31 protein-coding genes are annotated in these 25,658 nt (G+C 60.9%); 3 read left to right on the top strand and 28 right to left on the bottom strand.

Going from position 1 to position 25,658, the window contains the following annotated elements; genetic code table 11:
- The 27 genes from J3P96_RS06440 to J3P96_RS06310 all read right to left on the bottom strand — a co-directional run bounded on the left by J3P96_RS06440 (window position 1) and on the right by J3P96_RS06310 (window position 19,592).
- Window positions 1-1,239 (bottom strand): DNA circularization protein, encoded by a 1,239-nt coding sequence (locus J3P96_RS06440; RefSeq protein ID WP_434656097.1) that lies wholly within the window; start codon window positions 1,237-1,239, stop codon window positions 1-3.
- A complete protein-coding gene (locus tag J3P96_RS06435; RefSeq protein WP_434656095.1) occupies window positions 1,226-2,800 on the bottom strand; it encodes a phage tail protein in 1,575 nt (524 codons plus the stop codon). Before J3P96_RS06435 ends, J3P96_RS06440 begins: the two co-directional genes overlap by 14 nt.
- A 130-nt stretch (window positions 2,801-2,930) precedes the next feature.
- Window positions 2,931-3,227 (bottom strand): phage tail assembly protein, encoded by a 297-nt coding sequence (locus tag J3P96_RS06430; protein WP_434628765.1) that lies wholly within the window; start codon window positions 3,225-3,227, stop codon window positions 2,931-2,933.
- Entirely contained in the window at window positions 3,224-3,571 is a 348-nt protein-coding gene (locus tag J3P96_RS06425) for a phage tail tube protein (RefSeq protein WP_434656093.1), read from the bottom strand. Before J3P96_RS06425 ends, J3P96_RS06430 begins: the two co-directional genes overlap by 4 nt.
- Window positions 3,572-3,637: 66 nt before the next feature.
- Window positions 3,638-5,134: a phage tail sheath subtilisin-like domain-containing protein gene (locus J3P96_RS06420; RefSeq protein ID WP_434656090.1), complete on the bottom strand. Its 1,497-nt coding sequence runs from the start codon at window positions 5,132-5,134 to the stop codon at window positions 3,638-3,640.
- Window positions 5,134-5,316 carry a DUF2635 domain-containing protein gene (locus tag J3P96_RS06415; protein ID WP_434601704.1) on the bottom strand — a complete coding sequence of 61 codons (183 nt, stop codon included), beginning with the start codon at window positions 5,314-5,316 and terminating at the stop codon, window positions 5,134-5,136. Before J3P96_RS06415 ends, J3P96_RS06420 begins: the two co-directional genes overlap by 1 nt.
- Entirely contained in the window at window positions 5,313-5,897 is a 585-nt protein-coding gene (locus tag J3P96_RS06410) for a phage tail terminator protein (RefSeq protein ID WP_434656088.1), read from the bottom strand. Before J3P96_RS06410 ends, J3P96_RS06415 begins: the two co-directional genes overlap by 4 nt.
- Window positions 5,898-6,039: 142 nt before the next feature.
- Window positions 6,040-7,056 carry a phage late control D family protein gene (locus tag J3P96_RS06405; RefSeq protein ID WP_434656086.1) on the bottom strand — a complete coding sequence of 339 codons (1,017 nt, stop codon included), beginning with the start codon at window positions 7,054-7,056 and terminating at the stop codon, window positions 6,040-6,042.
- A 9-nt stretch (window positions 7,057-7,065) separates the two neighbouring features.
- Window positions 7,066-7,278, bottom strand: a complete 213-nt coding sequence (locus J3P96_RS06400) for a tail protein X (protein WP_434656084.1) — start codon at window positions 7,276-7,278, stop codon at window positions 7,066-7,068.
- Window positions 7,271-7,654 carry a phage tail protein gene (locus J3P96_RS06395; protein ID WP_434628754.1) on the bottom strand — a complete coding sequence of 128 codons (384 nt, stop codon included), beginning with the start codon at window positions 7,652-7,654 and terminating at the stop codon, window positions 7,271-7,273. Before J3P96_RS06395 ends, J3P96_RS06400 begins: the two co-directional genes overlap by 8 nt.
- Window positions 7,654-9,813, bottom strand: coding sequence for a phage tail tape measure protein (locus J3P96_RS06390; protein ID WP_434656082.1), 2,160 nt, complete (start codon window positions 9,811-9,813; stop codon window positions 7,654-7,656). The genes J3P96_RS06395 and J3P96_RS06390 overlap by 1 nt, the downstream gene beginning before the upstream one ends.
- 128 nt (window positions 9,814-9,941) lie before the next feature.
- Complete coding sequence (locus tag J3P96_RS06385) at window positions 9,942-10,517, bottom strand: phage tail assembly protein (protein ID WP_434656081.1); 576 nt, start codon at window positions 10,515-10,517, stop codon at window positions 9,942-9,944.
- A gap of 137 nt (window positions 10,518-10,654) precedes the next feature.
- The gene (locus tag J3P96_RS06380; protein ID WP_434656079.1) at window positions 10,655-11,161 is read right to left on the bottom strand and encodes a phage major tail tube protein; all 507 of its coding nucleotides are present in this window, start codon (window positions 11,159-11,161) and stop codon (window positions 10,655-10,657) included.
- A complete protein-coding gene (locus tag J3P96_RS06375) occupies window positions 11,161-12,327 on the bottom strand; it encodes a phage tail protein (protein WP_434656078.1) in 1,167 nt (388 codons plus the stop codon). Before J3P96_RS06375 ends, J3P96_RS06380 begins: the two co-directional genes overlap by 1 nt.
- 2 nt (window positions 12,328-12,329) lie before the next feature.
- Window positions 12,330-12,539: a hypothetical protein gene (locus J3P96_RS06370; protein ID WP_434656076.1), complete on the bottom strand. Its 210-nt coding sequence runs from the start codon at window positions 12,537-12,539 to the stop codon at window positions 12,330-12,332.
- Between the two features lie 87 nt (window positions 12,540-12,626).
- Window positions 12,627-12,884: a tail fiber assembly protein gene (locus tag J3P96_RS06365; protein ID WP_434628744.1), complete on the bottom strand. Its 258-nt coding sequence runs from the start codon at window positions 12,882-12,884 to the stop codon at window positions 12,627-12,629.
- Window positions 12,885-12,893: 9 nt separating this feature from the next.
- A complete protein-coding gene (locus J3P96_RS06360; RefSeq protein WP_434656074.1) occupies window positions 12,894-13,514 on the bottom strand; it encodes a hypothetical protein in 621 nt (206 codons plus the stop codon).
- A gap of 24 nt (window positions 13,515-13,538) precedes the next feature.
- Window positions 13,539-14,069, bottom strand: a complete 531-nt coding sequence (locus J3P96_RS06355; protein ID WP_434628740.1) for a hypothetical protein — start codon at window positions 14,067-14,069, stop codon at window positions 13,539-13,541.
- Window positions 14,066-14,710 (bottom strand): phage tail protein I, encoded by a 645-nt coding sequence (locus J3P96_RS06350; RefSeq protein WP_434628738.1) that lies wholly within the window; start codon window positions 14,708-14,710, stop codon window positions 14,066-14,068. Before J3P96_RS06350 ends, J3P96_RS06355 begins: the two co-directional genes overlap by 4 nt.
- Window positions 14,707-15,702, bottom strand: coding sequence for a baseplate J/gp47 family protein (locus J3P96_RS06345; protein WP_434656073.1), 996 nt, complete (start codon window positions 15,700-15,702; stop codon window positions 14,707-14,709). Before J3P96_RS06345 ends, J3P96_RS06350 begins: the two co-directional genes overlap by 4 nt.
- Window positions 15,699-16,031: a phage baseplate protein gene (locus J3P96_RS06340; RefSeq protein ID WP_434628734.1), complete on the bottom strand. Its 333-nt coding sequence runs from the start codon at window positions 16,029-16,031 to the stop codon at window positions 15,699-15,701. Before J3P96_RS06340 ends, J3P96_RS06345 begins: the two co-directional genes overlap by 4 nt.
- A gap of 10 nt (window positions 16,032-16,041) precedes the next feature.
- Window positions 16,042-16,653, bottom strand: a complete 612-nt coding sequence (locus tag J3P96_RS06335; protein ID WP_434628732.1) for a phage baseplate assembly protein V — start codon at window positions 16,651-16,653, stop codon at window positions 16,042-16,044.
- Between the two features lie 3 nt (window positions 16,654-16,656).
- Window positions 16,657-17,169, bottom strand: a complete 513-nt coding sequence (locus J3P96_RS06330) for a hypothetical protein (protein ID WP_434656071.1) — start codon at window positions 17,167-17,169, stop codon at window positions 16,657-16,659.
- A gap of 46 nt (window positions 17,170-17,215) precedes the next feature.
- Window positions 17,216-17,566, bottom strand: coding sequence for a phage holin family protein (locus tag J3P96_RS06325; protein WP_434656069.1), 351 nt, complete (start codon window positions 17,564-17,566; stop codon window positions 17,216-17,218).
- A 63-nt stretch (window positions 17,567-17,629) separates the two neighbouring features.
- Complete coding sequence (locus tag J3P96_RS06320; protein ID WP_434628726.1) at window positions 17,630-18,211, bottom strand: DUF642 domain-containing protein; 582 nt, start codon at window positions 18,209-18,211, stop codon at window positions 17,630-17,632.
- Between the two features lie 15 nt (window positions 18,212-18,226).
- Entirely contained in the window at window positions 18,227-18,397 is a 171-nt protein-coding gene (locus tag J3P96_RS06315; RefSeq protein WP_434658103.1) for a Com family DNA-binding transcriptional regulator, read from the bottom strand.
- A gap of 460 nt (window positions 18,398-18,857) precedes the next feature.
- Window positions 18,858-19,592, bottom strand: coding sequence for a LexA family transcriptional regulator (locus tag J3P96_RS06310; protein WP_305501185.1), 735 nt, complete (start codon window positions 19,590-19,592; stop codon window positions 18,858-18,860).
- Window positions 19,593-20,139: 547 nt separating this feature from the next.
- On the opposite strand from J3P96_RS06310, the gene J3P96_RS06305 reads away from it, so the two are divergent.
- The 3 genes from J3P96_RS06305 to fdxA all read left to right on the top strand — a co-directional run bounded on the left by J3P96_RS06305 (window position 20,140) and on the right by fdxA (window position 24,085).
- Window positions 20,140-20,415, top strand: coding sequence for a DUF6124 family protein (locus J3P96_RS06305; RefSeq protein WP_434656067.1), 276 nt, complete (start codon window positions 20,140-20,142; stop codon window positions 20,413-20,415).
- A 634-nt stretch (window positions 20,416-21,049) separates the two neighbouring features.
- Window positions 21,050-23,617: a DNA mismatch repair protein MutS gene (gene mutS, locus J3P96_RS06300; protein WP_434572145.1), complete on the top strand. Its 2,568-nt coding sequence runs from the start codon at window positions 21,050-21,052 to the stop codon at window positions 23,615-23,617.
- Window positions 23,618-23,761: 144 nt separating this feature from the next.
- On the top strand, window positions 23,762-24,085 hold the full coding sequence (gene fdxA / locus J3P96_RS06295; protein WP_030139464.1) for a ferredoxin FdxA: 324 nt from the start codon (window positions 23,762-23,764) through the stop codon (window positions 24,083-24,085).
- A gap of 489 nt (window positions 24,086-24,574) precedes the next feature.
- Here the strand turns inward: fdxA and rpoS are convergent, their stop codons facing one another.
- Complete coding sequence (rpoS, locus tag J3P96_RS06290; protein WP_003198289.1) at window positions 24,575-25,582, bottom strand: RNA polymerase sigma factor RpoS; 1,008 nt, start codon at window positions 25,580-25,582, stop codon at window positions 24,575-24,577.
- Window positions 25,583-25,658 lie beyond the last annotated feature (76 nt).

Below are 25,658 nucleotides of genomic sequence, written 5' to 3'. Positions count from 1 at the left end.
TCACTCCCCGGAGACTTTCAGGTCGTTGGGCGGCAGGAAGCCAGGATGCGCCACGCCGTTGCGCTGGGTCACCTCGGTCACCCGGGTAGCGTCAGCAAATTGCTGATACGCCACCACCAGCGCCGGCAGGCTTTGCTTGAACGACAGGTTGATCAGCCGGACACCGGACGACGCCACGGCCGTCAAGTGCGCGGCCATTTGCTGACGCAGGTTGTTCATTGCCTGGTAGTGATCCGGAGCGGCCTTGAGGGAAGCCTGCCAGATGGCTTCGTTGAGGGCATCGCGCAAGGCGAGCACGTCATCGGCCACCGGCACGTCTCGGCGCTGGACCGGCTGCACCGCCTGTTGCGCCACCGATGGAGTGGCGTCCAGCTTGACCACCGGCGCCGCCACTGGCATCGCCGCAATCCATTGCGCCGCTTGCACCAGCAAGGTGTCCTGGACCAGATCGGCAACCGCCTGGGCCGCCGCCGTGGTGTCCTTGCCGGTGGTGAGTTTGGGCGCGTCCGCCTGACGGATGGCTTCCACCTGTTGCGACACGCTGGCAATCACGCCGCGATAGCCGTCACGGGCAAAATCCTTCAGCTCCCGAATGTCACCCAGCAGTCCCTTGAATTCCGCCGCCACTTCCTTGGGCAGCTCCTTGACCGCCTTGACCAGATCGCTGAGTTGCCGATAGGTCTCGATCAATGGTTTGAGCTCCTGCTCGATGACGCCATAGACCTCCTTGAGGCTGTTGCGCAGATCCGCGATGCCGATCCGCGCCGCCTTGATCAGGCTCATGGCGTCTTCGAAACGCCGCACCGCCGAGCCAAGGAAACTGTCGGCCGAGACCAGCAGCAGTTTCTGGCTGTTGACCGCCGCCGAAGGAAACTGCAGCGGCTGGTCGGGGTAGAACTTCAGGGCAAACGTGACCAGCCCGCCGTCCTGGCGGGTCTGGGTCATGTCGCATTCGCCCACTTTGACCTGCAGGCGCCCCAGCCATGGATGCACCAGTTCGCCGCTACCCTGCTCCAAGGCTGCGAGCAGTTTGTCGCGCTGCTCCAGGCAATCGGGGCCGACGATGAACGCCGTCAACTCGTGGATGCGTGCCTGCCGGCCGAGCCCTTCGAAATACGGTTGGTCACGCTGCGGGTACTCATGCAACTGGCCTTTATGACCGATCGGGGTTTTCGCCTGGTCGACCCAGAACCCGACGCCACGAAACGACGCCGGCAACAAACGATCACGCCAGCTCATTGGAACCTCCTGCGGAAAGTGAGCGATAACCGATGCGCGAACTCACCGCCAGGCCCGGTTGATTGGTCTGGGGCGGGTCGGCGCGCAACCCCGCCGGCGCGTTTTCGAAGCGCACCGTCAGGCCGCCTTCCAGTTGCGTGCGGTTGTTGGCGGCGCTTTGTTGCACCAGGGCTCCGGAAGTTTGCGGCAATGCCCCTGGGGTCAAGGACGCTCTGGGAGACGCCGTGGCAGGTGTCGGCGCAAGGCTTGAAGACAGCCCCGAAGGCTGCTCGCTGGCCCCGCCAAAAAACGCCGGTGCCAGCTCACCCTTGCCTTCGGCATTGGTGGCGCGCTGCGCCTCGGCCAGTCCCTCGACCTTGCCGGTGAACGAGGCAATCACCTCGCCGAAGCCGCCGTTGAAGAACGCCTTGATTGGCGCGATTACGCCCTGCAGCTCGTCCCACCATTGGCTGAACCATTCGCCCACCGGTCCCCACTGCCGGGTCAGGCCCTCGATGGGCGACCAGTCGAACAGGCCGCTGAACACCGCCAGCATGATCGAAACCTGATTGCGAATGCCCTCCCAGATCCCGGCGAAGACTTCGCCAATCGTGCCCCAGTTGGCCATGATCAGCCCCAACGGCGTCCAGTCGAACAGGCCTTTCAGCGCGTCCATCACCGGCACGGTCAAGGCCTTGAGCAAATCCCAGATCGCCGCGAACATCCCGCTCAGGGGCGTCCAGTTGGCAATGATCAACCCCAGGGGCGACCAGGCGAACAGCGTCTGCATGAAACCGATGATCGGCGTCGCCGCCGCCACGATCACATTCCAGAGGGCGCCAAAAAAGCTGCTGATCGGCCCCCAGTTGCTGATCACCTGCCCCATCGGGGTAAAGGCGAACAGCGTCTTGAAGAACTCGACCATTGGCAGGACGATCGGCGCCAGCCGTTGCCAGAGCCCGGCAAAAAACGCCGAGATCGGCGTCCAGTGGGCGATAATCATCCCTGCCGCCAAGGCGATGCCCATGGCAATCAAGCCGATGGGGTTCATCTTCAAGGCCAGGTTGATCACTTCCATTGCCTGGCTCGCGCCGCTGACTGCCGCCTGGATCGCGTTGAACGCGACGACGCCATTCGCCAGGCCTTGTACCAGTTGCGGGTTGTCCTGCAGCACCTGGGCCACGCCGTTGACCATCGGCTGCAAACTGACTGCCACCGCGTTGACCGCAGGCCCCAGCGCCGAGCCGAACTGCACCGACACGTTGCTGATGGAAGTCTTCAATCCCTCCAGGTTCTGTGCCGCTACGCGAGGCGCTTCCGGCGCCTGGACGGCACTGGCTGCCGCGCTCGCTACGCCAGCTTCGTCCTTGAAGGCCAGTGCCGACTTGAGCCCGTCCATGAACGGTTGGGCCAGGCCGCCGCTGGGCAGCAGCCCGGAAATATCCAGGCTGCCCAGGCCCGTGGCGTCGAGGTTCTGCTTGAAACTCGCGACCTTCGCTCGCAGGCTGGCGAGCTTGGGCGACAGCTCGTCGATACCGGTCAGCAGTAGCGCCTTTTTCTCTACCTTCTGTGTCTCTGCCATCACTGCACCTGCTGCATCGCATTGATCCGTTGCGCGTGCTCCAGGGATTCGCGGAGCACATCCAGTGGCCTGGCCATCATCTGTTCGGGGTCAACCTTCCAGAACCAGGCCAGGTCATAGGTGGCGGTGATCAGGTCGCCGATGGCTGCGACGCCGCACTCATGAAAAAACTCGCGACGGCCCAGCTCAGCGCGTTGAGGTCAGCCAGGTCCAACTGGTTGACCGACGACGGTGGAATCCCGGCGCAGACCGCGATGTATCTGGCCGCGACGTCCATGTCCAGGCTGACCTCCTCGCTCTTGTCGATCTTGTACGGCAGCGCCTTGATCGCACGGACCTCCTGCACCGTCGGACGGCGCAAGGTCAGTTCGCTCAACGGCTCGCCGTGGGCCTCGATGGCCACGCGCAACGCCACGACACCAGTCATTGCCAGGTCCCCTTGATGCCTTCGAATTTCAGCTCGATGGTGGCGTCGTCACCTTTGGATACCGGCTCTTCCACCAGATACGCGCCAGCCAGCACGTAGACCTTGCCGTTGCTGAATTCGCAGGTGACGGTCATGTCAGTGCCGGCGACCAGCTGCTTGAGCGGGAAGTCGGCGGTGTGCAGCGCGGTGACCTTGAACGACGGCGCGATGTCGGTTTCCTTGTAGAAACCCGGTACGACGGTTTCGCGTTTGGTAAACATCAGTGGTGCTTCACAGCCGCCACTGATGGTCAGTTGAGCGCCGTCCACTTTGACGTAGCAGGTGCCCGCAATCAGTTGACCCATGGTGTTTCTCCCTTCAATAAAAAGCCCACGCGAGGTGGGCTGAATTCATGCAACTGAGTACCACTGTCAGGCGGCGGCGTCGTATTGCAGGCGGAATTGGTTGAGCAGCGCGAACACGCGCAGTCCGTTGATGTAATCCGGCGGGAACAGCACGTTGACCCGGCTCGGGTCCTGGCTGTCGCGTTCGACGATCAAGTGCTCGGCAAACAGCTCGGCGTTTTCCACATGACCTTCCAACTCAAGCTTGGCGTACTGGGCGATCAACTCACCGCGAATGGTGCTCGGGGTGACGATGGGCTGGCCGGCGCCGAAACGAGTACCGTCGGAGGCCAGTTTGTGGCGACCGTATTTGCTGGTGATCACGCTTTGCAGGCGCCGCACGATGAACGCCGACTGGTGCATGGTTTCGCTGTCCAGGTAGGAGTTGTCCGCCTGGCCGAAGGCATTCTTCTGATAGGTCGTGATGGAACGCTGGATACGAACGTAGCCGCCTTCGTAGTAAGCGGTCGCGATGCCGTAGTTGAGCAACGACTGTCGCTCGGTCAGGGTGAAGCGCTCGCTGGCCGGTGCCGGATCGAGCCCCGGCAGGCTGCCGCTCTGGGTCGGGCGGCTGGCGTCGGCGGAAATGAACACGGCAGTGCGCGCGGCCAGCGCAGCGGCCTGAACCCAGAACGGTTGCGGCACGCCCGGCTCCAGGGCCTGGATGGTCATGTGCTGGTCGTTGCGGGCCTGGCCGGCGGCGACAAGAGTGCCAAGAGTGCCGCGCTTGGCACTGTAGACGTGGCCGAACAACTGCTTGGCCCAGGACCAGCGACCGGTGCTGTCATCCATGACCGCTTGCCAGGTGTCGAGGCTCGACACGTCGGACCACGGCATGGCGATGAATTCGAACGGCTCATCGCCCAGGGCGGCGACGGCGGCGGTCTGGTCCGGCACACCGGCGCCGCCGGCCATGGCAGTGATGGCCGTGGTCAAGCCGGCCGGGGTGTCTTCGCCGTTGCTCTTGCCCAGGCGATTGAATTGCAGGCTGATGTCATTGCCGCTGGCGCCGGTCCATTTGGCACTCAGGGTCACCACGCCTTCGGCGGCCGCGGCGGTCACCGGCAGGTCGGCGGATGCGTTGATCTTGAGGGTCAGCGCCGTGGCCGCCTGGGCAGCGCTGGCACCTTTGACGACGGCGGCCTGGACACGCACACCACCGACGTACAGGTTGAGCACGCTGCTCTCCGCAGCGCTGCCGGTCAGCGTCAGCGTACCTTGGGCAATCGCCCCTTCGACGTTATGCAGCGGCAGGCACCAGATCTCACCGATCGGGTCGGTCTTGCGCCAGGTTTCGTACATCGACGCCAGCATCGAGCCTTGCCCGCCAATGCTCTTGGCCAGCGCGACGCTGGACACCAGCACCAGCTTGCCGGCTTCGGCCGGGGCGATGTTGTCGTTGACCTGGGCGACGATCAACCGGCGCATCGCCGACGACGCGCTATTGGCGGCCGAATTGTCCATCTCGGCGTAGAACAGCGGAACACGAATGTCCGCGGGAATGTTGCTGAATCCAATCGCCATTATTTGGCTCCCTTTGGTTTTGCCGCTTGCACGGCTTTGGTAGTGATATCGCCATCGGCCAGACGTCGACGCCACCAGGCGTTGTCCGGCACTTCACGGCCTTCGAGGGGCAACAGATCGCCCGCTTCCGGGTCCGGTACGGCGCGGCCAGGGGCCGGCAGCACGGTGATGCGTTTGCTCATGGGGTTACGTCTCCAGAGAAAGTCAGTTCCAGGCGCCCGTCGGGGCCGGGACGTTTCAGGTTGGGGTCCGCCGGGTCGATGGCATCGACGCGCACGGTGGCCCCGGTAAAGGACGACAAGCCGTCCAGTTCACGCTCATGCCAGCTTTCGGCAGGCTGGCCCGGCAGATTGCGGCCCAGCTGGAACTCGACGAAAAAGCGCAGCCGGTACAACACGCGACTGCTATTGATGGAAACCAGCTCGCTGCCGTCGTACTCGACTCCGGTGTACTCAGCGCCCGGCTTGAACCCCACCAGCGCGCGCCACAGTTCAGCCCGCAGGTCGTGCAACAGATCCAGCGCTTTTGTCGCGTCAGTCGCGTCGAGCACCAGCACGGCATCGAAACGATCGCGTACCGCTTGCAGCGTGACGTTCTGCGCCGCGTTCCTACTGGCACCGTCGGCGGTTGCCAGGACATAGGCGCAGGGGGTTTGCAGCGGGGCCTGGGCTTGCAGCGTGGCAAGGTCAAAGCCTGCCACCACACGTTGGGCGAGCGTGGGGCATTGCTCACGCAGTTGCGTGAGGATCGGGGTGATTTTCATGGGGGAATTCCAGTGGTATGGAAGGTAGCGTCAGGGAAACCTGTGGGAGCGAGCCTGCCCGGGAAAGCGGTGTATCAGGCAACACCAGTGTTGAATGTCAGACGGCTATCGCGAGCAGGCTCGCTCCCACAAGAGGCCAGTGTCAGGCCCTGGCATCCAGGCAGGTCGCATCGATCTTGCAGCGATAGCTTTTTTCCCGGCTGCCACTGGCGGTGACTTTGTCGATCGACCAACGCCCGCGCATGAAATCCGGCCAGGAGGGGTCAAGCAGCACGATGCCCTCAGCGGACAAGGCCGGGTTGCCCGGGCACTCGATGGCGACCTTGAGGGCTTCGCGCATCATCCGCCGTGTCTCGCCCTCAGCGGCGGCGCGGGCGTCGTCGGCGCTCTGGAAGCGCTGGCGCAAGGTCTTGAAAGGTGCAATGCCGCCCTCTTCGACCCGCAGCTTGCCCGCCGCCGCATCCCACCAGGTGGTCTTGCAACCCTGGTATTTGGCCCGGGCGGTCTCATCGAGGATCGCCGACGTAAACGCCTGGTCGCCTGGGCGATTGTTCGTCGTCACCGACAGCTTTACCTCAGGCAAGACTTTGCCCGACAGCGATTTCGCCTGCCCGCGCCGGGCCAGCACATACAGCTCGTTGACCGGCTTGGCGACCGCGTCATAACGATGGGCCAGACGGGTCAGGAAGCCCATGTCGGTTTCGTTGGTTTGGTCGATGTGCTCGATTTTTATCAGTGACAGTTCCGGCGCCACCCGGGGGGAAAAACCGTGCCTTGAGGCCAGTGCCCGAAACAGCGCGCCCAGGGTCGTCGGGCCATGGCTGACGGATCGGCGCTGCTTGAAACCAGTCTGGTCCGAGGCGCTGAACGGCGCGGCTGTCGCCACCAGTGTCAGGCGCAAGGGGAACAGGGTCGGTGTACGCCGGGTCACGACGAATTCGCCTTTATCCACAAGTCCCGACTCCAGATAACCGACCCGCAGGCCGATCTTGCCGCCCAGGCTGGGCATGCCTTCAAGCCCCTCCAGGCTGATGGTCAGTGTCAGTTGATCGGACTCGATGCCCGCCGCGTCGATGTGCGTCCAACTGAGCAGGCGTTCGTTGAGCAGCGCGGCGTTCGCGCCATAAATTTCCACTGCAGGCGTAAAACCCAATGACATGGCGCCTCCTTAATCCCAGGCTGAAACCGCTGGGATTGCAACAGGCCTGAGGTCCACCTCAGGCAAGACAACCCAAACGCCCGCAGGCAATACCGGGCCCCATTCGGCCAATCCCGGATTGAGCAGCCAGAGCGCTTCTTCGGCGGCGTCATCACAACGCCCGAGCTCGCGGTACAGCAGCAGATTCACCGAGTCACCGGCGATACTTCGTACTCTACGCATTGGCGAACTCCGTCAATTCAACCACCCAGCCGACCACCATGGCCGTGCCGTCATCAATGACCTCGGTCTGAGTTTCCGTGACCTTGTTGATCTGCCACAGGCCCCAGTTGCGACCGATGCCATCCACCAACGGCAGTGGGGTGCGCAGGGCTTGCAATGCGCGCAGCTCATCAAGTCGATCCATGGCGGTCGAGTACATCGATTTGCCGGTGATCGTCAGCCCCTGCAGGCCTTGGCCGATCTGGCTGGACTTGGGTTTGCTGGTAAGGATGTCGATGCTTTTCCAGCCACCGTCCGAGGTGCGGACCAGGGAGTGGTAGGCGAAACTGCGGGACAGCCCGAAAATGAAACTGCCCAGGGCCATTTGCTGACGCATCAGGTCACTCCGTCGGTCAGGGCCGCGTCACTGCGCATGGCGAGCGAGTTGGGCATGAGTTGGAATTGGCTAGTGATCTGTTGCACAACCAGGTTCGCCAACTGGGCGGCACTGGCCTGATCCTGGCCATTGATGTAGATGTTCGCGGTCAGGTTGTTTTGCTGGCCGGTCGCCGGGGTGCCGCTCAGGTCTTTGCTGACCTGCTCGGGAGCGGCGAGCTTATCGACGGGCGAGGCGAGTTTTTCGCCCAACCAGGAGCCCGACTCACCGCCGAGCCAGCTTCCCGCCAGACCGCCGACAATTGCGCCGAGTGCTCCGCCAATAGCGGTGCCGATACCCGGACCAAAGAACGTGCCAATCGTCGCGCCCGCGGTGGCGCCTGCCGATGCTCCCGCCCAGCCGCCGCCAGCGGCGCCCAGGCCAGCGCCAACCTTGCGAGCGTCGCCGCTCAGCGCCCCCTCCAGCACTTCAGGGGCTGCACTTAACGCGACGGCTCCCGGAGCAAAACGGCTGAACGGGCGCAACGAAGCACTCATGCTGCGAAGGGAACCGTTGACGGTCACTCCCGCTTCGGCCTTGGCAACGCTCGCCGGTCCGAGCCGGCTGACGCCCTTGATATCCGGACTGGCGTTACGATTGTCGTTTCTGAAGTCTTCAGAGAACACTTCTCCCACGCGCCTGGGAAGACGCTTCGCCACGCCGCCCAATACGCGTTTGGCCGCTTGATTGCTCATTTCATCCGCGACGGCTTTGAGCAGCGCCCCCACCAGCGGCTTGAGCGCCGCGCCCACCAGCACAATGGCAGCTGTGGTCTTAGGTGAAGTCTCGGCCAACTCGCTCATGCCATCGTTCAGCGAACCCAGCCATCGCAGCGAGCTGTCCGCCACGGGCGCTACCGCATTGCCCGTGGCCAGTGTCAAACGCTCATTGCTGGCGTTGAAGACGTTCCACCGACCTTGCCGGGTATTCGCCAACGCCAACGCGTCCTGTCGCACCGAGCCCTTGTCACCCAATTGCGAGGTGGCGTACTGGGCCGGGTCTTTCACCTGCAAGAACGCGTCATTCACGTCGGTCAGTTTCTGCGCCATCCGCAGCACCGCCTCATCGCGCGTGCCAAACAGCGAAGAGGCAAGGTCCGAGCGTTTTTCCGCCGGCTGCGCGTTCAACGCCGCCAGCACCGACATCACTGTCCCCGGCGCGGTGTCCTTGTCACGCAACCCACTCGCGACTTCCTTGGGATCAAGCCCGAGTTGCGTCCAGGCCGCTTGTTCGATCGCCGAGGCCTGATTGCCCTTACCCAAGGCCATCGTGAAACCAGCCAGCGCTGCGCCGGCTTCAGCTTGTTGCGTACCGGTGTTGAGCAACGCCGCCGTCAACGCAGCGGCCTGTGCAGGTTGCAGGCCGGCCGAGGTCGCGGCCGCACCGTCACGCTGCAACACCGTGCCGATCTCGCTCGCTTTCGCACCGCCGGGAATCTTGCCGAGGTGGTTGGTTGCGTCCGCCAGGTCAAAGGCTTTCTCGGCGCTGAGCTTCATGGCGGTGCGCCAACCAAGCAGCATCTCGGCGGCTTCCACGGCTGGCATCTTGAACGTCGATGCGGTGACACCCGCATCGCTGGCAAAGCGCAACAGCGCCGATTGTCGGTCCGAGGCATCGGGCAGATCGCTGCCGATGCCTGCCCTGGCAGCCAGGCCTTCGATTCTCGCCAACTCAACCGCTGTTGTCCCGCCAGCCGCCACCAATGGCGCGCTGGCGATACGCTGGGTTGGCTCAGCCATCTGCTGGATCTGCCGCGGCGTAAACCGGCCGGCCTGCTTCAGATCGGCCATGGCCGAATCCATTGCTATCGCCGGTTTGAGCAGTTCCGGTGGTTCGATTCCACGACCCGACTTCGCTTTTGGCTCTTTGGCTGAATCCCCCTTGGCACTGGCGCCCATAACCTGAAACAACGCGCGCTGTGCCGAGAGTTTTAGGGTCAACGACTCGATTGCCGTAGTCAGCAAGCCGAGCTTGAGCCCGAGGTTTTCCAGCGCCTGATCGAGTCCGGGCAGCTGGTCCCCAGCGGAAACGATCACACTGTTCTTGGCGCTGGCATTGGGGACCGCCAACCCACTCCCATCGAAGGCTGCATATCTGAGCGAATATCTATCGTCCGCCATTCCGCTCTACTCCTGTTTCACGCCAAGGCGAGCGATCGCGATGTCGTATCGGCGCAAGGCCTTGCCGGCGTCCCACTCCAGGATTTCCGCTTCACTTACCGGGTAAATGAGCGGCACCACATCGAGGATCACCTCGATGTCGCGCTCCGAAAGAAGTCCGCCGGTTTGTTTAAAAAATCGTCGATGCGTACCTGAAGTTGCGTCCAGTCAGGCACGCTCAGCGAGGCCAGGTCCGGCAGCATCAGCCCGGTGCAATGGGCCGTGATGAACTCGGCGCGTTCCTTGGCCGTCTTCAGTTTTTTCATCGCCTTGGTGGCCCGCAGCACCGGCATTTCCAGGGTCAGCGAGGTCAGGCTGCGGCCCGCCACATCGATCGGTTGCAGCAATTGCACCTGGTCGGGATCACCTGGGGCTCCCTCGGTCTGATCCAGAAAGTGGGATGCCGGGCGCGTGGACATTTCATGCACGTATTGCGCAATGCTCACGTAGTCCGGGCGCTTGAGCTGGTCCAGCTCCTTGGCCGACAGGCCGGTCGCCAGTTTGGCCAGCTCGAAGAACTGGTCGTCTTCATCATCGCCGGCACGGGCCAGGGCGTCTTTTTGCGCGGCGTAGTACAACGGTTTGAGTTGCAACTGCTCGATCTGCGAACCGTCGTCAGCGGTGATCGGTGACAGCAGCTCATGGGTAGGAGGCATCCAGGACATGAAATCGATTCCTTGAAAAAACGGGGATCCGCTGTGGGAGCGAGCCTGCTCGCGAAGGCGCTGGGACATTCAGCATGGATGACGGCTGATGTTCTGCCTTGGCGAGCAGGCTCGCTCCCACAGGGATTGGCGTTGGCTTAAGGCAGCAACACCGCGCGACGCGCATCGCCAAGAATGTCGACGCCGTTGAGCACGAACTTCTGGGTGCGCACGTCAATGTCGATCACCGGGATGCCGCTTTCCAGGCGGTTATAGGTGCGGCAGGCCAGCTCGAGGGTGGTGGTGGGTTTGTCGTTCATCTTCAGGGCGGCTTCGTCGAGGGATTTCAGCTTGCCGCCCACCGTGTGGTAGGTGAACCAGGTGTTGCCGTCCTGATCCTGACCGGCCTCGCGCACGTTCAGCAGGATGTCGTCACCGACGCTTACGCCCAGCGCCAGCATGATTTCCGGACCGACACCTTGCAGCACCAGTTTGGCCGTCAGCGCCTTGCCGCTCTTGGCCATCTCCTCGCCGATGAAACGCCCGCCGCGCATTTCTTCCATTTCGAATTCGATTTTTGGCGGCGTGAATTCTTCCACGGTCGCCGACAACGGCAGGCCCTGCAGGGTGGCCGCAATGGCCTGTCTTACGCGGTTGGTAAACATTAGAGAACATCCTCCAGGAACTGCTCGATGATTTCATCGCGGGCGTTGAGTTGATAAATCATGTGTTCGTTCGGCGCGTAGCGGCCATAGTCGATGACCACGTACCAGGTGCCGTTCTTGTACTTCTCGACGCTGTTCAATTCCGGGTGCAGGTACACGCTGCCGCCGGGAATGGTTTCGTCGGCGACCAGGGTTTGCAGCCAGTCGTTGATGCGCTTCACCTCCTGGTCCATGAACGACTTGGTCAGGTTCTTCGCCATGGCTTTCTGGCCGGCTTTCACCAGCTTGCGGCTGATGGCATCTTCCAGGCCGACGTAGCTGATGAACTTGCCGGTGATGGAGCGGTTGCCCAGCAGCGAGAAGCCGCCGAGGATGGTGCGGGCGTAGTAGCTGACGCCGTAGCGGTTGAGCAGATCGCCTTCGGTGGAGGTGTCGAGGATGTTGTATTCCACGGTGCGGGAAACGTCTTCGGCGTAGGTCACCTGATTACCCGGGCTCTCCCATTGCTTGACCTTGGCGAGCGCGGCAATCGCCAGGCTTGACGGCGCGAGGAAAACGTTTTTCTTCGCCGCCTTGGAGTACACAGCCGGCATGTTGTGCACCACCAGGCAACGGTCGAAACCGAGGTCGGCGCCGCCCAGCTCCTGGCTGTAGGTCACTTGATCGGCGACCGAGGCGTCTTTGCCGTCGAGCACCACACGGGCCTTGATGCGCTTGCCGAACGAGGCGAACTCGCTCGCCACCGCCTTGGTGCCGGTGAAGCCAGGCGCGCCGATGATGGTCAGGTCCTCAGCGACGCCACTCAACGCCGCCAGACCCAACTTGCGTCCGGTCTGCGCCTCGATGCCGCCAATCACATTGTTCTGCGTGTCGGCCAGGGTCGCGCCCTCTTCGACGATAACCACATACACCGGTACCTTGACCACTTTGAGGATCTGGTAGACCGCGTGGAACAACGTCCCCGCCTCGGCACCGGTAGGGTCCAGCTGGGCCTGGGTGGTGAAGCTGTTGATGCGAAACGGGGTGTTTTTCGGAATCAGCGCGTTGGCATTCGGCGCGGTGCCGACCAGCCCGATGACGTTGTCCCCCAGGCCACCCATGGCCTCGGGAGATTCAGTGGCATTGACGGTGATGCCGTTGTGCTCGAAGTTCAAAACCTCAGCCATGGTTATTCAGCCTTTTTGGTGGCGGCCTTTTTGGCCGGGGTCGATGTGGAAGCCGACTCGACGGCTTCGGTTTTTTTCAGTTCCAGGCGACCGGCGCTACGCAAGGCACTGGCCTCGACGTCGAGCAAGTCGAGCTGCTGGCCGACGCTCGACCAGTGGCCGCCACCGGTAGGAAATGGGAGGAGCACGGTGTAGGTTTGGCGGTTAGACATTTGCGAGTTTCTCCAGACGCAAAAACGCAAAAGCCCCATCTAAAGGGGCTCTGTACGGGCAAAAGAAAACCGCTTTCGCGGTGAGGGTTACTTCACAAATGTTGGCGGCTCAGGCCACACCAATTGGTCAGGATGTTCCACCGTTTCAGGAATATCCCGCAACGCCTTACGGTAGGCGGTGACCTGGGCTAACTGGACAGCAGTGGCCGGGTAATCCGGTAGTTGGGTAAAGTCAGTCGCTCGCAGAAGCTGATCGCGACGGGTACGAACTGCAGCCCATTCGATGTCAGGCGAAGGCACAGCGAGCGCAAATTCTGCGTTGTTATCTTCAGGGAAATCAGACATATCAACTCCTTAACTAAAAACCACTGTTTCAGCCAGCGATAGTTTTGTTTTCAAATCACCGAGTTTAAACAAACGGCCGTTTCCTACACGCATGGTGTCGATACGTATAGTGGTGTAATAAATACTCGGAATCAGAATACGCATCACAACATTACCGTTCGTATCAACGTAACAAGCAGGTGTCATGTTGCCAAACGTAGCAACATTCTGCAGGGTACGAGTGGGTTGATAGCAATAGCCGACCAGCGTTTCTTCGATGATTTTCGCAGTGCCGTAACTGTAACCTTTTATGTTGAACCAGAACATTTCCGAGTTCACATTGATGTTCAGTGGAACTTTGAAATGTATATAGACGTTTGCACTGGCACCCAAGTCGGTTAGCACAAAATCACCTTGCGCGCCCACCCCCTGTACACCTCCGGTACCTGAGACAAAACCTTGTAGCAGATTACGACGAATCGTCCCCAGCGCTGCTGGATCGCCTTCAACGTCCTTGAGACTCCTCCATTCATTAAACTGCTCCAGTGCGGTGGCCATGGTACTGTTGATACTGCCGATCTTTCCATTGACCGCCGTGGTCAAGTTATTGGCCGCTGATACCAGCGACGCGATAGTGGTTTCCAGGCTCACATTCAGGTTCCTTGTACTATTTGATTATTTAGCTTCGAGCGCCATCACCCGAAACATCAGGCCAACGTGCCGCGCCATATTGTCGATATTGGCGGTAGCCAACGTGGCGATTTCTTCACTCAATAGAATGTTCAGGTTGTCGGACCCGATCACCACCGTGACGCTTTGCGCCGGCAATGGTGAAATATCCAGCGTGAACTTTTGCAATACTCGCGCGGCCGCCGCTTTGTAGGTCAGCAACTTTCCAGCCACCGAATACACCGCTAACAACGTGCCGGTAGAAAGATAGAAACCGAACTCGCCAATCTCATATTCATCCGCCCCCTCAAACAAAGCGGCCATTCTCAGCTGCCCTGGATCAAGGTCCTCGTAATCCACGATCGGCACACGCTGCCGCTCATTGCGAAGCGCCGTTTCCGATCCGCTGGGATCGTAGCGAGCGGTGCCGGCACCGATGTGAGTGATCTCACCTTTCAAGCCTTGGTTCTTTGCCTGCAACACTTCGGCCAAGCCGGCGGAAGTGAAGCGAACCAAGCGCGTAATGTCTTCTGTCATGGCTGCGCCCTGAGGTCGTAATCGTTAATGGTGTAGGGTTGAAAAAAACCGGTACTGATAAGGCGCACATCAAGATCAATTGATGGCAGCGCTCCGTCCAGGAACAGTTCCCCTTCGCTCAAGGCTCCGTCTGCGACTGATGCCAGCGCCAGGCTGCCGTTCGTTTGATGTACAAGCGTGATGGTGGCCTGGTCACGCTCGCTCTTGGCGGCATTGATTCGCCGTATCAAGCGATTGTGATCGCCACTGGACCAACTGCGACCGATGACCGCTTGCACATCAAAGGTGTAGGGCTGAGCAAGCGGTTGTTGCTCATACCAAGCGGTGACCTTGGGTGTGAACCCCATAGATTCGACGGCATGATTCAGCGCCTGACGCGTGCCGGCCTGACGCTGGATCTGCCAGGACAACGAAACGGTCAAGCGCTTTTCCAGATCATTGGCTGCCGCGTCCCATTCACTGACCCCACGATCCGCCGCCAGATACGGCAGGAACGTCAAAGGCGTTCCGCGCGGATTCATCAGCTCGGGAAACGGTGGATCGATGCGTTCGAGCAACCGGGCGAAGCCGAGATCAAGTGCCTTCTCCAGCGGTGAGCTGTTGACCGGCAGCAGGCTTGGGCGATGTGTGTCGTCACTCATAACGTATCCACCTCAACCTCGACGCCCGTGCAATACGGGGCTTGGAAAGCCGTCGTGACAATCGGCTCCAGCGGTTCGAGAATTTCAAGCTGGACCGCGCCGGCGCTGTGCAGCGTGTAGTCGATCCAGCTCGGATCCACGCGGCCTTCCAGGCGATGACAGGCCTCGGCGTATTCGCGCAACTGCTGCTGTGCGGCAGCCTGGGTCAGGCCTGAATCAGGACCGGGGTTGATTTTTGCCACGACGCGGATTCTGTAGTTCTTGATCTGCGCGGGCTGGACGATGACCCGGTCCGTTTCCGGTCGCACATCGGGCCGGGCGAAATGCTCGCGAACGCCGGCGAGCAGCGCCTCGGACGGCGTGCCGTCGCCCGCTCGGGACAGCACCGTGACCGTGACTTCGCCGGGTGCCGTACGGCGTCCGTTGCCGTCCTTGATCTGGGCTGCATGGCTATCCGGGTCGAAGGTGTAGCTGACTGTCACCAGCCCCGCCGAGGCGCTTTCAACTTTCACGACGGGACGTTGCCCCAGGGTGAAAATCTCCCGCCGATACTGCATGCGGGAACCGGCTGCCGGGGCGTGGGGCGCCAGGTAATAGCGCAACCGGGCGTCCTCGTCGCTCTCGTAGACCGGAGCGATGGGCGGGAATGCCGCGGGGTCGCCCGGGTCGAGCAATTGACGTTCAAGCCCCATGTCCGCGAGGCGAGCATCGAGATTGCTGCCCGTGGCCCACCACGCCAGCATCTGCTTGATGCGGGCGTTGTATTTGCGTTCGTGGGTTTGCAGCCGGACGCAGAATGCCTCAAGGGCAAGGGTCAGCAACTCACTTTCGTTTTCGAGACTGTCGACCAGCCTCGCGGCGCTTGCGGGAGAGCGCGCGGCAACGTACTCAACCACGAAAGTCTTGAACTCGGCGAGCAGGTCCTCGAACGCTTCGACGGTAACGATAGCCGGTTCGGCCAGTTGGTTCTGGCCGGGAATCAGCATGCTCATGTCACCACCTCGAAGGTCTGTTTGCGGTTTTTCCAGGTGCCGGCGAAGCGCAACAGCAAACCAGCCCCCTGTCGATTGGCGACGATGACTTGCGGCTCGAAATCGTCGATGCCGTTGTGCGGGTTGTAGAACGCCTGCGCTGCGTGGCTTTGGGCGAGTAGCAGCAGGTCGTCACCGAGGTTTTGCCCGAGCAGCTCGGTCAAGGCGCTGCCGTACAGGGGGCGCTTCTGACGGGTACCCAACGGGGTGGTCAACGCCCGGGTGGCGCGCTGCACGAATTGCAGCCAGTCGTCGACCGTCGCGCCGGTGTTGCGATCGATTCCAATCATGGGAAATCCTTTATGCGGTACTGATGACGCGTCCCTGGTGATCCACCAGCGGGCCGCTGAAATGCACGCCTGTCGCGTCGATACGCAAACCGCCGGCGCCCAGCTGCAACTCGATGGCCTGGGGTGTCATCGCCAATCGCGCCGGGCCAATGCTCAACTGGAGCGATTCACGGGAACCGCTGAACGTCGCCGGGCCGTTTTCCCAATGCAGGACATGGCTGGCGTGGTCGTAGCCGTTTTCCGTGCCGTCCTGATAGAGGCGACGCGTCAGCGAGGCCTGGGTCGAGACGGGTGGAAACTGGCCGCCGTTAAGGCCGAACAAGGCCACCGTCTGTCCGCCGCTGTCGCCGCCGCCATGGTTAAACAGCAGGCATTGCTCGCCCACGGACGGAATCCGCGACTCGCTCTGGGCGCCGGCGCTCGGGTTGAAAAAGCGGATCGCCGGCGTCACCAGCCCGCCGTGACTGACCTTGCAAGTGTTGCTGGCCGCATCGACTTCCTGGCAAACGCCGATGCGGCAAAAACTCTCTGCACGCCGATGCAGGTCCTCAAACTCGGTTTCCATCTGCGCCAGACGCTCGATGATCGGCGCCAGATGCATCTGTAACAGCGCATCAAACATGGCTCAGCCCTCGAGTGCGGTGTATTGGTCCGGGTCGTCGATGTCCGAGACTTCCCAGGTACGGGCGAATTTCGGAATACCCAGCGGGTCCTCCAGCAATGTCGGGCCGAGGTACAGCGTCTGGGTGAATGAAAGGGTCCAGGCGGCGTACGCGCGGGTTTCGCTCCCAAAGGTCGACGCGACGCCATCGATGTACGTGGGCGGGTCGCATTGATCACCCGGCAGATTCCAGCGGTTGTCGACGACACGCTGCTTCAGTTCGCAGCCCAGGTCGCACGCTGTCGACGCCGTTCCAGACGACACGACTTGCAGGGAAACCGTCAGGGCATGGGCGATTCGCCCTTCGCTGGAACGCTGGCCCACCGCATCACGCTCGATGGCGAGCAACACCCAGGGCGGGTCGCCAATGTCGTTGAAATCCTGGAGGCTCCCGACGTTCAAGCCAGGCATGGCAGTTCGCAACGTTTCGGCAATGGCGGTCAACAGCTGCGAAGGTTTTTCGAGGACGGCAGGCATCAAGGCCTCCTGTTTTTTATGGCGGCACGAAGATCAGCAGTGGGAATCAATGTGGGTCGGAACGGGAATCGCGCGGCGGTAGCTCACTGATGCCCATCCGCTTGGCGGCCCAGCGCTCGTAAAGCCCGATGGCCACGTCAGCCCCGGCCATCGCGGTCAGGCAACCGAAGGCCCCGGCGGCCCAGATCGACAGGCCCATGGCGTACAACAGCATGATCGCCGAGACGCCACAGATCATGCAGGCGCCGGAGCGCAGGGCCAGGCGCCGCAGCAGTGACCAGCCACGGGCGCCCTCCTTGTCGGCACGCCACATCTCGCCAGTCACCCCGCCCACCAGGGCGAGCACGATGACCAGCCAGATCGGCATGTCCAGCAACGCTTGTTGCTCGTTTGTCATGTCTCGTTTCCTGGGGAGATGGATGAAAGAACGGGGGTCAGGCCTGGACAGCCAGATAACGTTCTACAGTCGCTCAACGATTACGTTGTCGATAAAGGCATAGTTGGCATACGGATTCTGCTCATTGGAAAAAGCCAGGGTTGTCTGAGGCGAGGTCGCGATGAAGTCATACGTAATGGTGCTCCACTCAACAGCTCTACCTTTTGCTGAAGGGGTGTTGAAAGTGACACTTTGGCCCGCCACTTTTATTTGGATAACACCTTCACCGGAACGACTTGCGTAACGCGAATTACCTGCGCTGAAGGTCAAGCGGTACTTGGCGCCAACGGAGGTTGCAAAGTTCTGCTGAATGCCGCCGCCGTTGCTATAGATATAGTTAGCCAAGTCGACAATTACGACGCCATCCGCCGCCAGGGAACCGCCAATCGAAGCGGGCAGGTTGAAATACTCGGCTCCAGACAGGAACGTCGTCCAACCCGTAATGAAGTTGGCTTGCGCTGGAGTATTCAATATGCAACTTGCGCTGCAGCCTGGCTGTTCGAAGCTACCGTTGACCAGAAGGTTGGCAGCAACAGCGTTGCCTCCGACACCGAACAGGACGCCGCAAAGCATCAGCGGGGTAGCGTATTTCTTGAAACGATTCATGATCCACCTGTTGAGTTAGTGATTGATTGCACGGTTGATACATTGCTCGCCGGCGTTCACTCGAGGCTCAACGGCCTTCACATGATTCAATGTCCCGCAACGGGGACATTTGATCTGGAGTTCGGTGCTCTGGCCCATGCGGGCCAGAAGTCGTTTGCAGTGACCGCATCTGAAATCCTTCAGCATCGAAAGTCCTCCCACTGGCGGCGGTTTGAAGTAGCTCGCGGCACAGGCATTCCAAAAAGCCCGGTCGCCCAGGCTTTTCAGTAATGCGCTTGATCTTTCGGCGCGACTGGCGCGGTACGGATCCATTCAAATTGTTCCTCCGACCGCGGTCCCTGCCCGCCGGATAACTGCTTGTGGTGCTTTACGCTGCACACCCGGGTCAGTTGCCAACCCTCTGAACCGTTAAGGCCGGTTCATCGCTGCCTGTTGGTGGAACTAAAGAGCTTTGTTGCCGGCCGCTTTGTCGAGCGGCTTGGACACAGAATATGCATGGATGCATATACAGTCAATGCGTAAATGCATTTATTTATGCGAAAGGAATGCGCAAATGCATGGAGCCTGCGTAAGTACCGGGTTTGAAGGTCTCCGGGAGGCGAAAAAAAACCCGCACGGCGGCGGGTTTTATCTGACAGCGGAAGGGTTAACGGGCGTACATGCCCCACCAGAAGACGTGACCGAGGATGACGATCTGCTCGTCCTGCATTTCCTGGAAGGTGTAGTCCTCGTCCGGATGCTCATCGCGGTTGAAGCTGCGCAGGCGAATGCCGGTGGGCAGGCGATATAGCTGCTTCACCCGCAGTTGGCCGTTGTGGTTGATGGCGTAGAGGTCACCGTCGACGATGTCGCCGATCCCGCATTTGCCCGCGTTCACCCCGACCGTGGCGCCGTCGCGCAGCACCGGCAACATGCTGTTGCCGCGCACCGTCACGCACTTGGCCTGGTCGAACTGCACGCCGTTGTGGCGCAGGCTGCGCTTGCCGAAACGCAGGCTTGAGCGCTCGCTTTCCTCGATGACGAATCTTCCTGATCCAGCAGCCAATTCAACCTCACGCAGAAAAGGAACGGACACCTCGTCTTCCTCGACGGGCGTGTCATCGTCCCACAGGCTTATGTCCTTGAGTTCGGAATGCGGCTCTTCGCGGCGGCTGTTGCCGGCAGGCGCAACGTCGACCCGCCCACGCAACTGGTCGGTGCTCACGGCGAAATATTCGGCGATCTTCGAGATGTGTTTATCCGAAGGGTCGACGATCTTGCCGCTGAGGATCCGCGAGAGGGTGGACTGAGGCACGCCGGTACGCCGGTGAAGCTCCGTGGGGGAGATCCCGTGCTGATCGAGCAATGCTCTTAATACGGTAGAAACGTTGCGTTTTTGCATAACGCGCATAATGCTTGTTCTTTTCGCGGAAGACAAATGCTGTTTTGCATAAATACGCAAACACTGTGCTTAAGCTCTGCCAGATGCTTTTGTGGCGAGGGAGCTTGCTCCCGCTTGAGTGCGCAGCGCTCACAAAAGGGTCTGCTGCGCAGCCCAGCGGGAGCAAGCTCCCTCGCCACGGATTTGCCCTACACAGTCCTAGGAAAAACCTCCCACCCCGTCCTTCAAATGCGCATCGCGAGACTACGTTGCCTTGCGCCTCTGCCTACAACTACGCCAGAATCCGCCGGCTTGTGCGCCTTGGGCCCCAGCGGTACTTTTGATCTTGTCACTGCCCATCAGTGATCGGGTTTAGTCGCTCGGCATTCCAAGGTGCTCATTGCTCCATTCGGTCAGGAACTTATATCCCTGCATTTGATGGTAGCTGTGCGCAGGGCGCCCTCGGGCGCGCCGGTTCCTTGGATCCCCGGTCGACTAACCTGCGTACAGCTGCCACCCCTCGTTTAGTCGCGAGTGAGTGGTGGCTCAACCTCAAGGATCCGAAAAGATGCCCCAGCACACACCCAACTCCCCGGACGATGACCTCAAGCCAAAAGCCGACGAGGAAAGGTCCGATACCCTCTATCTAATTGCTCCCAACATCGACAGCGAATGCCTGCTCGCCAACCTCAGCGAAACCCTGGCCTCGGCCAACGCCATGGTGAGCGATCTCGCCTTCGACCTGGAAGGGTCGCGACGACATATCGCACTAGGGATCCTGCAGATGATCGAGCTGAGCCAGTTGCTGGCGAATCGGGCATTGGATGTGGTGGATCCCAGGTAGGCGCTGTTGACGCGAACCCAAGCGATGCGTCAGCAACAGCGGTGTTGAATTCGCTGCCGTCATCGCGAGCAAGCTCACTCCCACAGTTGGAACGAGTACAGCCGCAGAAGCAGGCCGGCTGTCAGGCCGCCTTCGCGAGCAGGCTCGCTCCCACAGGAGAAACGCGAACCAACCGAAATCAGGTCGGCTATCAGGCCGCCTCGCGGTGGACGTTGATCTCGACGCCCCGTTAACCACGCTGGCTGAACGAAGGTATTGCGCAGTGGGCAACCCGGCATGGATGCCGGGTTAGCCGCGCTGGGCCAAGGATGGCCCTTCGCGGCGTGCCCACGGAGCAATACCTTCGTTCAGGCATGCCGAGCCTAGGCGAGGCACCGAGTGGTGGGGCAAAAGCGTTTTGCTTACTTTTACGCTTCATAAAAGTGAGCCGCCGTAAGGGCGGAACCTTAAGTCGCCGTGACCTAAGAAACGGATATGCACGCATCCTCATCCACCCAATCCCAAAAACCACTCACATATGGGTCGCACCAGACCGCCCATGTTAACCTTGCGCCCATCGCGGAAAAGCCGGGCCAATGCCCCACTTTTGCCCACACCTTTCAACGAGCTTTGCCTGACACCCATGAATACAGCCGTGAACGACCTGTCCTCCCACACGCCGATGATGCAGCAATACTGGCGCCTGAAGAACCAGCACCCCGATCAGCTGATGTTCTATCGCATGGGCGACTTCTACGAGATCTTCTACGAGGACGCGAAGAAGGCCGCCAAGCTGTTGGACATCACCCTGACGGCGCGTGGGCAATCGGCAGGCATGGCGATTCCGATGTGTGGGATTCCTTACCACGCGGCGGAAGGCTACCTGGCGAAACTGGTCAAGCTGGGCGAGTCCGTGGTGATTTGCGAACAGGTCGGCGATCCGGCCACCAGCAAGGGCCCGGTGGAGCGCCAGGTCGTGCGGATCATCACTCCCGGCACAGTCAGTGACGAGGCATTGCTGGATGAACGTCGGGACAACCTGATCGCCGCCGTCCTCGGCGATGAGCGCCTGTTCGGCCTGGCCGTGCTGGACATCACCAGCGGCAACTTCTCGGTATTGGAAATCAAAGGCTGGGAAAACCTGCTGGCGGAACTGGAGCGGGTCAATCCGGTGGAGTTGTTGATCCCGGATGACTGGCCCAAAGACCTGCCAGCGGAAAAACGCCGTGGCGTACGTCGCCGGGCGCCGTGGGATTTCGAGCGCGACTCGGCGTTGAAAAGTCTCTGCCAGCAGTTTTCCACCCAGGATCTCAAGGGCTTCGGCTGCGAGAACCTGACCCTGGCCATCGGCGCCGCCGGTTGCCTGCTGGCCTACGCCAAGGAAACCCAGCGCACCGCCCTGCCCCATCTGCGCAGCCTGCGTCACGAACGCCTGGATGACACGGTCGTGCTGGACGGCGCGAGCCGACGCAACCTGGAACTGGACACCAACCTGGCCGGTGGCCGCGATAACACCCTGCAGTCGGTGGTCGATCGCTGCCAGACCGCCATGGGCAGCCGCCTGCTGACCCGCTGGCTGAACCGACCGCTGCGGGACCTGACGGTACTGCAAGCACGCCAGTCTTCCATTACTTGCCTGCTGGACCGCTATCGTTTCGAGCAGTTGCAACCGCAGCTCAAGGAAATCGGCGATATCGAGCGGATCCTCGCGCGGATCGGCCTGCGCAACGCCCGTCCTCGCGACCTGGCGCGCCTGCGCGACGCCCTCGGCGCGCTGCCCGAACTTCAGGTGGCGATGACCGACCTTGAAGCACCTCACCTGCAGCAACTGGCGCGCACCACCAGCACCTACCCGGAGCTGGCCGCGCTGCTGGAAAAGGCCATTATCGACAATCCGCCAGCGGTAATTCGGGACGGCGGCGTGCTGAAAACCGGTTACGACGCCGAACTCGACGAGCTGCAATCGTTGAGCGAAAACGCCGGCCAGTTCCTGATCGACCTCGAAGCCCGGGAAAAGGCCCGTACCGGCCTTGCCAACCTCAAGGTCGGCTACAACCGCATCCATGGCTACTTCATCGAGCTGCCGAGCAAGCAGGCCGAGCAAGCCCCGGCCGATTACATTCGCCGCCAGACCCTCAAGGGCGCCGAGCGTTTCATCACGCCGGAACTCAAGGCTTTCGAGGACAAGGCGCTGTCAGCCAAGAGTCGCGCCCTCGCCCGGGAAAAGATGCTCTACGAAGCGCTGCTCGAAGACCTGATCAGCCAGCTCCCACCGTTGCAGGACACCGCCGCCGCCCTGGCGGAACTGGACGTGTTGAGCAACCTGGCCGAGCGCGCGCTGAACCTGGACCTCAATTGCCCACGCTTCGTCAGCGAGCCGTGCATGCGCATCAGCCAGGGTCGCCACCCGGTGGTCGAGCAGGTACTGACCACGCCGTTCGTGGCCAACGACCTGAGCCTGGACGACAATACCCGCATGCTGGTGATCACCGGTCCGAACATGGGCGGTAAATCCACCTACATGCGCCAGACCGCGCTGATCGTGCTGCTGGCTCACATCGGCAGCTTCGTCCCGGCGGCCAGTTGCGAACTGTCCCTGGTGGACCGGATCTTCACCCGGATCGGCTCCAGCGATGACCTGGCCGGTGGGCGTTCGACCTTCATGGTGGAAATGAGCGAAACCGCGAACATCCTGCACAACGCCACCGAGCGCAGCCTGGTGCTGATGGACGAAGTCGGTCGCGGCACCAGCACCTTCGACGGCCTGTCCCTGGCCTGGGCGGCCGCTGAACGTCTGGCCCAGTTGCGCGCTTATACGCTGTTCGCCACGCACTATTTCGAATTGACGGTGTTGCCGGAGAGCCAGCCGCTGGTGGCCAACGTCCACCTCAACGCCACCGAGCACAACGAACGCATCGTGTTCCTTCACCACGTACTGCCCGGCCCGGCCAGCCAGAGCTACGGCCTGGCGGTGGCACAACTGGCCGGTGTGCCGAGCGACGTCATCACCCGCGCTCGCGAGCACCTCAGCCGCCTGGAGACCACCAGCTTGCCGCACGAGGTACCGCGCCCGACCAAAGGCAAACCGGCCGCGCCGCAGCAAAGCGACCTGTTCGCCAGCCTGCCGCATCCGGTGCTCGACGAATTGGCCAAGCTCGACCTCGACGACATGACCCCGCGCCGGGCGCTGGATTTACTCTATACATTGAAGACACGGGTCTAACGCACAGGCTTTCAAGCTGTTAGAATCTCGCGCGGTTTGGGATGCTGCGACCTATTAGCCTGGGTTTGCAGACAATCGCTCCCGAACCTCGCGACCCCTACCGTGATGGGGCTTCGCCGCAGCCGCCTGAGGAGAGAATTAGAAATGACCTTCGTCGTCACCGACAACTGCATCAAGTGCAAGTACACCGACTGCGTAGAAGTCTGTCCGGTGGACTGCTTTTACGAAGGCCCGAACTTCCTGGTCATTCACCCGGACGAGTGCATCGACTGCGCCCTGTGTGAACCGGAATGCCCGGCGAACGCCATTTTCTCGGAAGACGAAGTGCCGGCCGGTATGGAGAACTTCATCGAGCTGAACGCCGAACTGGCGGATATCTGGCCGAACATCACCGAGAAGAAAGACGCCCTGCCCGACGCCGAAGAATGGGATGGCAAGACTGGCAAGATCGCAGACCTGGAACGCTGATTACCCAGCGTTCGCTGAAAAGGCCCCTTGCGGGCCTTTTTGCTGCCTGGAACAAAATCGCGGGCAAAAAAAAGGGGCGGTTTGACCCGCCCACATTTTTTCCATAATCCCTTTAATCCTTTTCATCGTCCTGATGAATCGCGTCCTGCGATGTCCTTCCTGTCCCATCGTCCTTGACGGGTGTGTCTGTCCGTCGACACAGGATTGATATTAGTGTTTTCCCAAACGAGTGCAATGCCTCGGCGGCGCTCCGCCGGCACTGTCACGAGCCATTCACACTCATTAAAATCTTTCAAAAACAGTTATTTGCAAGTTTATAAAGCGCTTTATTAGCAATCTGTCCCATCGTCGTGGAACCGAACGCTTACGTAACACTAGGCAAAAGCTTACAAACTGAAGCTACAAAATGGGCTGACGAGAAATTCTCTCTGCCGACAAAAGCAAAAGCCCCGAACTCAGTCGGGGCTTTCTCTGCTGCGCTTGCCTGATTTACTGGAACAACGACTCGCTAGACAGGCCGTTCTTCTCCAGGATCTCCCGGAGGCGCTTGAGGCCTTCGACCTGGATCTGCCTGACCCGCTCACGGGTCAAACCAATCTCCAGACCCACGTCTTCAAGGGTGCTGCTTTCATGACCGCGCAAGCCGAAGCGGCGGATCACCACTTCCCGTTGCTTGTCCGTAAGCTCCGAGAGCCATTGGTCGATACTCTGGGACAAGTCATCATCCTGGAGCAACTCGCATGGATCGGTCGGACGATCGTCGGTAAGGGTGTCGAGCAGCGTCTTGTCCGAGTCTGGCCCCAGTGAAACGTCGACCGATGAGACCCGCTCGTTGAGACCGAGCATGCGCTTGACCTCGCCCACCGGTTTTTCCAGCAGGTTGGCGATTTCCTCGGGTGAAGGTTCGTGATCGAGCTTCTGGGTCAACTCGCGGGCGGCCCGCAGGTAGACGTTGAGTTCCTTGACCACGTGGATCGGCAGCCGGATGGTCCGGGTCTGATTCATGATCGCCCGTTCGATGGTCTGGCGGATCCACCAGGTCGCATAGGTCGAGAAACGGAAGCCGCGCTCGGGGTCGAACTTCTCGACGGCGCGAATCAGGCCCAGGTTGCCCTCTTCGATCAGGTCCAGCAGCGAAAGCCCACGATTGACGTAGCGTCGGGCGATTTTCACCACCAGGCGCAGGTTGCTTTCAATCATGCGTTTTCGACCCGCCGGGTCGCCACTTTGCGACAAGCGCGCAAAATGAACTTCTTCCTCGGGGGAGAGCAATGGTGAGAAGCCGATTTCGTTGAGGTACAGCTGAGTGGCGTCCAGCGCCCGGGTGTAATCGATGTACTTATGTTGTTTAAGTGAAGCGGAGTGTTTGGATTTGGCACGAACGGAAGGTGGAGTCGCCCCTTCATCATTCGACATCGAATCCATAGCGATGCCGGTCTCCATAAGGAGGACCTCATCGTCGATGTCAAACTCCGGCACTTCTTTACTGAGAGCCATTGTTATAGTCCTTTGGTGAGTTCGACCTCAAGCTCAAGCGACGCCTTTATCCTTGGCAACGCTGGAGCCTGTTCCC

This window comes from Pseudomonas sp. R3-56, assembly GCF_051132075.1.
GTDB lineage: Bacteria > Pseudomonadota > Gammaproteobacteria > Pseudomonadales > Pseudomonadaceae > Aquipseudomonas.
Note: the sequence above shows the minus strand (reverse complement) of the source record. Positions and strands in the feature narration are given on the sequence as shown.